The sequence below is a fragment of the Ruminococcus sp. CAG:330 genome, from assembly GCF_000437175.1.
Lineage (GTDB): Bacteria > Bacillota > Clostridia > Oscillospirales > Ruminococcaceae > Ruminococcus_C.
Map to the genome: position 1 here is coordinate 1,256 of NZ_FR898031.1, position 8,801 is coordinate 10,056.

Below are 8,801 nucleotides of genomic sequence, written 5' to 3' on the forward strand. Positions count from 1 at the left end.
ATCCGATCGGACACGGAAACCGTGTGGTCGTCTTCCTGCCGGAACTGGATGGACAGACCGGTATTGTCCTTCTGGTTCGTTCCGAAAAATTCCACCACATCGTCGGAATTGTAAGTCCAGTAATCTTCGCCGTAATATGCTGTAATCAGGTTGCCCACTGTGATGTCCGGCAGAAATTCAAAATAAGAATTCTGAACTGTTTCAATGGCACGGTCGCCCTTTTTGTTCCAGTGGCTTTCCAGCCCTGCAACAATCGCAATCACAGCAGCTGCCACTACAACAATTATCACAATGACAATGATTGCCGGCTTGTGATAGCGCTTCGTGACCACCTTTCCGCTGCCAGCCGGTTTACTGGCTGGTACAGTGATCTGCGGTGCAGCCGGGCTGGTGCTGATGCGATCCTGCGCCGGTGCGGCATCGTCTGTGTCACTGACGGGCGTTCCGCAGTAGTCACAGAACTTCGCCGTGTCGTCTATCTGTCTTCCGCAATTTGTGCAAAACATTGCAACGCTCCTTTTCGATTCTCACGCTTTTGAAAGCGGACTCTTACTGCCATACCGCTGTGATCTCATTGCTCCACTCGCTGTAGATCACGCCGTCGTCGGTATTGGCATATGCTCTGACTGCCAGATGTTCCAGCTGTGTTGAACTGTACTCGTTCTCACTGTGTGACGTCAAATTGCCAAAGACAAAGGTATTCGTTCCGACCCTCTGCATTTCGTTCGATACTGTCGCTGTTCCCAGTGACTCATATCCATAATGTTTGACATAGGACACCTCATAGCCATCGGCGTTGGGAATTGCATCCCAGCAGACCACGTCGCAGCTGTGCGTTCCGGAATACATTTCTTTTCCCATTCCACTCAGGGAAACTGGAACTTCCTTGACTACTGTATAAATCGACGGTGTGTCCAGCGAAGTCAGCTTCAGCTTTTCGCCGGAAGTCTCCCCGCATCTTGCACAGGTCTTCGGTGCGGACAGCGTAGCTTCCTTCCAGTCGTGCCCCAATGCCTTTCCATCGGCAGCACCGCAAACGGTGCAGGTTTTCGGTTCCGTACAGGTGGCATCTTTCCACTGGTGCCCTGCGGGTTTTCCCTCCGTTGCACCGCAGACGGAACAGGTCTTGGGTTCCGTGCAGGTGGCATCCTTCCACTGGTGCTCTGCCACTTCGCCCTCGGTTGCACCGCAAACGGAACAGGTCTTGGGCTTCTGGCACGTCGCCTCGACCCACTGGTGTCCAGCCGCCTTTTCCAGAACTTCGCCGCATCTCCGGCACACGGAATCTTCGGTGCAGGTCACCTCTGACGCATCGTGCCCCAGTGCTTCGCCCTCAATTTTTCCGCAGACCGTGCACGTCTTTGGTTCGGTACAGGTGGCATCCTGCCACTTGTGAAAACAGATCACATGGGTCATGTACAAGCCGGTGAATATTCCGGCTGCCACCAGCACAGCAGCGATCACCACGATCAGCAGAGCCTTTTTGTTTTTGGCTTTGGCACCGGTCGGCGCTGCAGCGGTTTCTTCTGCTGTTACCGCTGCTTCGGCAGGCGCTGTGCTCGCACTGTTCTCCGGCATTTGCTCCGGAGAATCAGCCTCTGTTACCTTCGTACCGCACTGATCGCAAAATTTCGCATCGTCTTTGAGTTCTTTTCCGCAGTTTTCACAAACCATATCTATTCTCCTTTACGCTCACGATTTCAGAGCTTATTCAGAACCAGTCTTCACAAGCGGATACACGTGTCTTTTCGGCAAATTTTGCTGCATACTGCGTGAAAAATACTTGCCGGGCGACAGCCCGCCTGCGTATTTTTGCCTTGTCTGCAACAAAATTATGCTCGAAAATCCACATATATTTCTTGTGAAGACAGGTTCTGATAGGTTTATTATATCATAGTAATTTGGAAAAAGCAAATACAGGTGCGCTGCATCAAAACAATGAAACGGATGAAAATATGAAACAGGCGCTCAAGTGCAATCAGTTCCAATACCATTCAAATGAATCACCATCGAAAATGTAATTGAAAAATCCCTCCATATCGTCCGAAACGTCTGCCTCATCTCCGTAATCATCTTCCAGCTCAACAGCAAAGACTTCGAACTCGTTGCTATCATGCACATCCGGATCGTGCCGAAATCCAATCCTAACCTCGATCTCATCGTCATCCTCCGAGTAGAAATATCCGTCGAAAACCACGTATTTCTCGTCTGTGTCATTGTCTTCATCATAATACCACGAGCCGTCGTGGAATGCATCGTCAAACGCTTCTCCAATCGTTGCGCCCTCATCAAAATCCAGCAGTGTTCCATCTTTCACTGTATCAATGGAAAAGTCGTCGGAGCGCAATGCTACGACAATGCAAATAATCACCACAAGAATGATAATTCCGCCAACTACCGAGCCTATGATAATCAGCGGCAGCATCTTGTTTTTCTTCTTTACAGCGACTGCTGCACCGTTCTGATACGGCACAGTCCCCTGCGGCATTCCTATCCCCTGTACCGGCGGTACTGGCGGCTGCGGCGGCTGCGATGCTGCTGTCTCTTGCGGTGCGCCGCAATTCGGACAGAACTGCTCTTCCTCTGACATCTCATTCCCACAATTGGTGCAAAACATAATAACATCCTCCTCTATTTCGTTTTCATCCATTGCATCCGGATTTGCGCTTCAGTTCCCCGATAAACTGGTCGATCTCCGCATTTTTCGGGAGCACAGGAATCTTGAACTCCTTGTTTTCGTCGGTGGTGACAATCGTCACCACACGCATTTTCCGCTTCAAGAAAACAAGTACCGCAAAAACTGCACATACTACTGTCACGGGGATCAGTCCGCCAAGAGCACAGAGGATGCCAAGAACCACCGCAACGATCAGCGAAAAGATCATGTACTTGCTGGTCTTATTCTCATCCCTGATCTCCCGCACAATGGAGTACGGGATCTGCAATTTTTTCAGTCCCTTGGCATACAGCAGGTTGTCCGTATCAAACCCAACGCCCACACGGCTCAATCTGGCTCGTCCAAAATTGAACAGAAAGTAGTAGTCAAACACATAAGACTTCCCCACAATTCCGTCCGCAGCTGTGTCTGTGCCGTCTGCACTTGCGGCGGGAGCGGATACTGGCTGCGCTTCCGGTGCCTGCGCTGTGGGATTCGTCCCGCTGCCAACCACTGTGCCACACCCCGCACAAAACTTTGCATTTTCCTTCAATTCTTTTCCGCAGTTCTTACAAAACATGATGATTCTTCTCCTTTTTTATAGAAATTCCAAAAATCAGACCTTTCTTTTATTTTATCACCATTTCTTTCTAATGTCAATAGCTATAGAGATTATATTTTCAATCTCTATATAGACTTTATTTGTCGGATCTTCCGCTTAATCTGCTTTTATTCAAACGCTTGATTGTAAAGATTAAGCGGAAAATTCAGGGTTTCCCGCCATTTCTTTCTGATGATAATGGTTATAAGGAATATTATTTTATCCCTATATAGACTTGATTCGACAAAAAAATACCGATAAAATAAAAAGTATCATCCCTTTCGTGTCTTGACAATTTGTGTTACCCAAAATCCAAAGCAGGCTCTCAGCGCAGAAAGAGAGGTAGTCATCGTGAAAAACAGAACCAATCTCTCCGTCGTCGTGGGAGAACGAATCCGTCAATTTCGCACCAAACAGGACCTCAGCCAAGAGGAGCTGGCATTTGCCTCCGAAATCCATCCCGCTTATATCGGGAAAGTTGAACGCGGGGAAAAATGTCCGACCATTGAAACGCTGGGAAAAATCGCAAACGGACTTAAAATTCCGCTCAGCAAGCTGATCGATATCAGCGCAGACACAGAGCCCTCTGAATCTGATGCGCTTTATCGAATTTGCTCCGCAATGAACGGACTTTCCAAAGCGCAAATGAACCAGATTGCACACATCGTGGAGGAGATCACTGCTCTGATGCAAAATCCCTCCTGATCTTTTCCTCCGAGTCTTCATAGGGCAAGTCAAAAATATCATAAAGCCGAACTAGAAGCAGCGCATTATTTTCGGGAATCTCCCGAATCTGCGCTGCTTTTTGATGTTCCCCGATTTTCTCCAGAAAGATCTCCAGTTCACCGTTGCCATAGCTGTACAGAAGCTCGTCAATGGAAAAGCAGCGCTTCAGATCGCTCAAACCGGTCAATATCTCACCATTCATAAGCATTTTCTCTCACCTCCCAAACTTATTTTATCACAATCGGAGGGAAAGGAGATTCCATAATAGTTCCCGAATTTTTTAAATATTTCGGAGCTGTTTTCAATTGACAGAAGCGGCTTGAACACCAAAGGTGTTTATATTTTGATATTTTACGCCATCTTCCGTCAGATCATTCGCACCGTGGCGCATCTGGTTCCGGCAGAAGATGCGTCTGGCACGCCTGTTGCCTTTTGAGGTGCTGAGGCGCATCGTCTGGAAATTCTGTTTCTCACGCCATCCGGACGGGAAAAAGGCATCGGCAGGCAGTGGGATTCTATAAGCACTTGAGATTTGAAAGCCTGTCTTCACAAGAAATATATGTGGATTTTCGAGCATAATTTTGTTGCGGACAATGCAAAAATACGCAGGCGTGCTGTCGCCCGTCAAGTATTTTTCACGCAGTATGCAGCAAAATTTGCTAAAAAGACACGTGTATCCGCTTGTGAAGACGGGTTTTTATTATATTGGAGGAAAAATACGAAACAGACTCCCGCACCTGGAAATATTCTCTCACTGCACAATCCGCAGCTTTTCGTCAAAATCGTCATTCCGCAGCATGATTTGATACTTTTTGGGTGTCAGTCCGGTATACGCCTTGAAATCGTGCACAAAGTGGGACTGGTCGAAGTAACCCAGATCGGCAGCAATCTCCGTCAGAGAGCGCCCGATGTGCTGATTCTGGTTTAGAGCAGATATTGCACTTTGAAATCGCACGATCTTTGCCAGCTGTTTGGGACTGAGTCCGGTTTCATTCCGGAAACATTTGTCAATGTATCTGGTTGTGTAGCCGGTATCCTCCGCCAGCTGTTCTATGGAAATGCTGCCGGCAGAGCGAATCATCAAATTAGAAGAATGGAGCACCAGCAGGTTTTGATGCTCCTGCGGACAGACCCGGCGATAGATGCTCATATAAGAGCGCATAAACACACGAATCTGTTGCCGGAAATCTGTAGTATTGCAAATGCCCTCCAGCATTCGCCTGTCCTGAATCAAATCGTCCAGCGGAATGCGGTGGTTAACCAGATGTGACATAATGTCAGCACTGCCCAAAACCGGATTATAGCCCGGCAGAAACCGCACGCCGAAATAGGAGGTGTTGCTCTCCGAAAGCACGATTTGTGGCGACAGGACCGTACCGCAGATTTCTGCGTAGGGATGCTTCGGATTACAGCAGAACACCATGTCCACACACCCGTCCGGAATCGCATAGCGAGGCTCTATCCCAGTAAAGCAATGATAAAAATGCACGATGCCAAACCGGTTCAGAATGAACTTTTCATAGGAACGGGAGGATGTTACGAAAAACGGCTGCTTCGGTGTCATATAAATTTGTTTTTCCATGTATCGCTCCTCCTCTCATGCGATTTCCCGTTAAAATAATTTCTATCCTATTATAATACAGCCCCTTAGAGATTTCAAGTAGCATCTGATAAAAAAAGCAGCCTTACAGAAAAACTTTCTGTAAGACTGCCTTTTCAACAGAATATTTTCAGAGTTTATTTTACTTTTTTCTGCAAAAAATAGCGCAGTGATTTAGAAGCTGTTTTCACACGAATGCATATGGATTTTCCAGCAAAATCTGAAAACAGTCTCTTACTCCGGACGAGTTCCGGTGTTAACGTCCGCCGGTACACTCTGAATCTCCGGAACAGCATCCAGATGCAATTTCTTTGCCACTTCCGGATTGTGATTGATCTGATACAGATCAGACTCCATTGCCATGACTTCCTTGATCTGGTATGGCTTGAACATGGGACGTTTCATCACACACTTGATCCAGATGACCGCATAGACCGACAAAATCGCAACGGTAATGAGAAAAATCAGATAGATCCGTTTCTTGACCTCCCAGCTGGAGTCGATGTTGTAGATCATAAAAGCGTTGCCCAGAACGCCGATAATGGGAATCAGCGGGCCAAAGGGAAGCTTAAATGTTCTGGGGGCTTTCGGCAGGCGCTTCCGCAGAATCAGCACATCGCAGTGCAGAATGATGTAGGAGGAGATCCAGAACGTGCAGCCTGTCAGAATCAGGAATGTCAGCTGATCGCTGGTGGAAAGTCCGGTAATGTTGATGAGAATCATTGCGATTGCCACCAGCAGCAGCCCCACATAAGGTGTGCCATGCCGATTCTTGCGCATGAACACAGCGGGCAGCAGCTTCAGTTTTGCCATACCGGAACAGATCTGAGCGATAGAGAACATAGCGGTGTTCAGGGTGCTGACCACTGCCAGAAGAGAGATGATGGTCATCCAGATCGTACCGACTTTGCCATACAGCAGAGTACCGTACAGAATATGAGGGACAGTGCTGACGCTCAGTTCCTCCCACGGCGTATAGTGGCTAAAGCCAACGACCATGAAAATCTGCATCAGCAGAATTGCCAGCAGACTGATGACCATGCCCAGCGGCACTTTCTTCCGGGGATTTTTGACCTGTGTGGAAATGGGGACAATGAACTCTACGCCAATGAACAGAAAGAATGCCAGTCCCAGCAGGGAGAACACATCGCCGGGCTTCGAGGAGAGCACCTCCGGCTGTTCCACGACCTGACCGGTACCCAGCTTGATCGTTCCCATGATGCCCAGAAACAGCAGCGAACCGATCAGCCCGTATGCCACAATATTCTGCACCTTGGCGAACATGTCTACGCCGAACAGGTTCAAGCCCAGCAAAAGCAGAATCAGCACAATAGAATAAACCGAACCCGGAATGGGAACATTGGGAAGGACACTGCTCAGAGTGTTGCCGAACATGGCAGCCTCCGAGCTGCCCATGATGGTCTGACATGTCAGATAACCGCCCACAGTGATGACGATGGACACAAACGGTCCGAAGCACGCCAGCGTGTACTGCGCCATACCGCCTGTCAGGTTCGGCATCAGAGCATTCAGCTCACAGATGGAAAACGCCGTCAGAATGTTAAAGGCGCAGGCAATCGCCATGGTAATGATAAACGGCAGACCAATGGCTGATGCTCCCTGCCCGATGGAGAGCAGACAGCTTGTGGCAATTATCAAGCCGACACCAGTCGCCACAATACTGGGTAAGCCCAACTTTTTCTCTTGCATCATTCTCAACTCTTTTCTTTCTGGAACAAATCCTTATTTCTCGCCGTACAGCAGGGCATCAACGCCCTCCTCACCAGTACGGACACGAATGACATTGGTCACATCGGAAACAAAAATCTTGCCGTCGCCGATGTGTCCGGTGTACAGTTCTTTTTTGACAAACTCCAGCAGCCCGTCCAGTTCCTCGGTGGGCAGGACGATCATGACAACCTCTTTCGGCAGCAGGCTGATCTCCTTGTTCTTTTCCTCCACCTCGAATTCCTGCGTGCCGTGCTGCACACCGCAACCCAACACCTGATATACCGTCATGCCGGTAATGTGAAATTTTCCCAATGCCTTTTTCAGCGGCTCGATCTTGGAAATACCGGTGATAATTTCAACTCTGGATAACTTCATAAAAACTCCTCCTGTCATTTGCAACAATTCTAAAAAAGAAAAAAGATGCCGAATTTCTCAGAGAAACTCGACATCTTTGTCTTTCTGTTCCTATTATAGCAGACATACGTCTCAAAAAATTGTATAAATCCGAACTCACTGAAAACGGTCGTACCGCAGTGCGGAAAGGTCCACTGCTGTTTCCTGCTCCATTGCCAGCTGCGACAGCACCAGCCCCACTGCCGGCGAGGCCGGCGAGATGCCGAAGCCATGTCCGCTAAATCCGCACGCCAGAATCAGTCCCGGAACCTCCTCCACAGTACTGATAACCGGCACATGGTCGGCACAGGAATCCATCCAGCCCGCCCAGCTGCGGACGACCTTGATGTTTGCCAGATTCGGAAAATAGTGCATGATGCCGCGGCAGGCTGCCGAAGCAGCGATGCTGGAGGAAAGAGGCTTGCCTGGCTTTGCATACGGTTCCAAGCCGGAGTTCAGACCAAAGACAAACGAACCGTGTTCCGTCTGATGCCCGTAGAAATCCGCATCCGCAGTGCCAAGCATCTGCCAGAACATGGGAGCGACTGCCTCGGTGACCAGTGTTTCCAGCAGCACCGGCTGCATGGGAACATCAATGCCCACAGTTGATGCAATGAAACGGCTCTCATAGCCCGCTGCCAGAATGATTTTGTCGCCCTCGTACACATTGCCGGACTCAGTCACAACCTGACGTGCAGCGCCCTTGATTTTCCGCAGCTCCACGACTTTTTCGCCGGAGATGAAGTGTGCCCCAAGACGGCGTGCCATTTTATAATAGCCCATGGTCGCCATCAGCGGGTTGGCGTGTCCGTCGGTGGGACACCAGCTGGCACAGGTCACAGCATCGGACAAATACGGATTGATGCGTCTTGCCTCATCGCCGGAGATCATGCGCACATCCACGCCGCAGGCCACGGCACGGTCTGCCAGTCCCTCCAGGATCTTCTGATGCTTCGGCGTGCTGCCAAGACGGAGGTTGCCCTCCTGATAATATTCCACATTGGTGTCCAGCATCTCCGACAGGTGCGGCCAGATATGCTGGATGGCATACATCACCAGCGGCAGTTCTCTGGGATCACGGCCGGACTGGCGGA

At 49.4% G+C, this 8,801-nt stretch carries 10 protein-coding genes; 1 reads left to right on the forward strand and 9 read right to left on the reverse strand.

Annotated features, from left to right (window positions below; all coding sequences use genetic code 11):
• The 4 genes from QZL66_RS03850 to QZL66_RS03865 form a co-directional block, all read right to left on the reverse strand.
• The coding region (locus QZL66_RS03850) for a zinc ribbon domain-containing protein (RefSeq protein WP_293601832.1) at positions 1-506 on the reverse strand (506 nt) is incomplete at its 3' end.
• 43 nt (positions 507-549) lie between these two features.
• Positions 550-1,674 carry a zinc-ribbon domain-containing protein gene (locus QZL66_RS03855; protein WP_022410435.1) on the reverse strand — a complete coding sequence of 375 codons (1,125 nt, stop codon included), beginning with the start codon at positions 1,672-1,674 and terminating at the stop codon, positions 550-552.
• Positions 1,675-1,978: 304 nt separating this feature from the next.
• Entirely contained in the window at positions 1,979-2,617 is a 639-nt protein-coding gene (locus QZL66_RS03860) for a zinc ribbon domain-containing protein (protein WP_022410436.1), read from the reverse strand.
• A 25-nt stretch (positions 2,618-2,642) separates the two neighbouring features.
• The gene (locus QZL66_RS03865; RefSeq protein WP_022410437.1) at positions 2,643-3,236 is read right to left on the reverse strand and encodes a zinc-ribbon domain-containing protein; all 594 of its coding nucleotides are present in this window, start codon (positions 3,234-3,236) and stop codon (positions 2,643-2,645) included.
• A gap of 372 nt (positions 3,237-3,608) precedes the next feature.
• Here QZL66_RS03865 and QZL66_RS03870 point away from each other — a divergent pair, with 372 nt between their 5' ends.
• Positions 3,609-3,962, forward strand: a complete 354-nt coding sequence (locus tag QZL66_RS03870) for a helix-turn-helix domain-containing protein (RefSeq protein ID WP_022410438.1) — start codon at positions 3,609-3,611, stop codon at positions 3,960-3,962.
• Here QZL66_RS03870 and QZL66_RS03875 read toward each other — a convergent pair.
• The 5 genes from QZL66_RS03875 to QZL66_RS03895 form a co-directional block, all read right to left on the reverse strand.
• Positions 3,934-4,191, reverse strand: a complete 258-nt coding sequence (locus tag QZL66_RS03875) for a hypothetical protein (protein WP_022410439.1) — start codon at positions 4,189-4,191, stop codon at positions 3,934-3,936. The genes QZL66_RS03870 and QZL66_RS03875 overlap by 29 nt on opposite strands.
• A 543-nt stretch (positions 4,192-4,734) precedes the next feature.
• Positions 4,735-5,565: an AraC family transcriptional regulator gene (locus tag QZL66_RS03880; protein ID WP_022410440.1), complete on the reverse strand. Its 831-nt coding sequence runs from the start codon at positions 5,563-5,565 to the stop codon at positions 4,735-4,737.
• 252 nt (positions 5,566-5,817) lie between these two features.
• Positions 5,818-7,296 (reverse strand): APC family permease, encoded by a 1,479-nt coding sequence (locus tag QZL66_RS03885; protein WP_293601833.1) that lies wholly within the window; start codon positions 7,294-7,296, stop codon positions 5,818-5,820.
• Between the two features lie 30 nt (positions 7,297-7,326).
• Entirely contained in the window at positions 7,327-7,689 is a 363-nt protein-coding gene (locus tag QZL66_RS03890) for a P-II family nitrogen regulator (RefSeq protein WP_022410442.1), read from the reverse strand.
• Positions 7,690-7,824: 135 nt separating this feature from the next.
• A partial coding sequence (locus QZL66_RS03895) for an NAD(P)/FAD-dependent oxidoreductase (protein ID WP_293601834.1) occupies positions 7,825-8,801 on the reverse strand: 977 nt, incomplete at its 5' end.

Bases quoted from the DNA above. Each gene is read 5' to 3' on its own strand.
- QZL66_RS03855 (WP_022410435.1), bottom strand. From the start codon at position 1,674: ATGGTTTGTGAAAACTGCGGAAAAGAACTCAAAGACGATGCGAAATTT.
- QZL66_RS03860 (WP_022410436.1), bottom strand. From the start codon at position 2,617: ATGTTTTGCACCAATTGTGGGAATGAGATGTCAGAGGAAGAGCAGTTC.
- QZL66_RS03865 (WP_022410437.1), bottom strand. From the start codon at position 3,236: ATGTTTTGTAAGAACTGCGGAAAAGAATTGAAGGAAAATGCAAAGTTT.
- QZL66_RS03875 (WP_022410439.1), bottom strand. From the start codon at position 4,191: ATGCTTATGAATGGTGAGATATTGACCGGTTTGAGCGATCTGAAGCGC.
- QZL66_RS03880 (WP_022410440.1), bottom strand. From the start codon at position 5,565: ATGGAAAAACAAATTTATATGACACCGAAGCAGCCGTTTTTCGTAACA.
- QZL66_RS03885 (WP_293601833.1), bottom strand. From the start codon at position 7,296: ATGATGCAAGAGAAAAAGTTGGGCTTACCCAGTATTGTGGCGACTGGT.
- QZL66_RS03890 (WP_022410442.1), bottom strand. From the start codon at position 7,689: ATGAAGTTATCCAGAGTTGAAATTATCACCGGTATTTCCAAGATCGAG.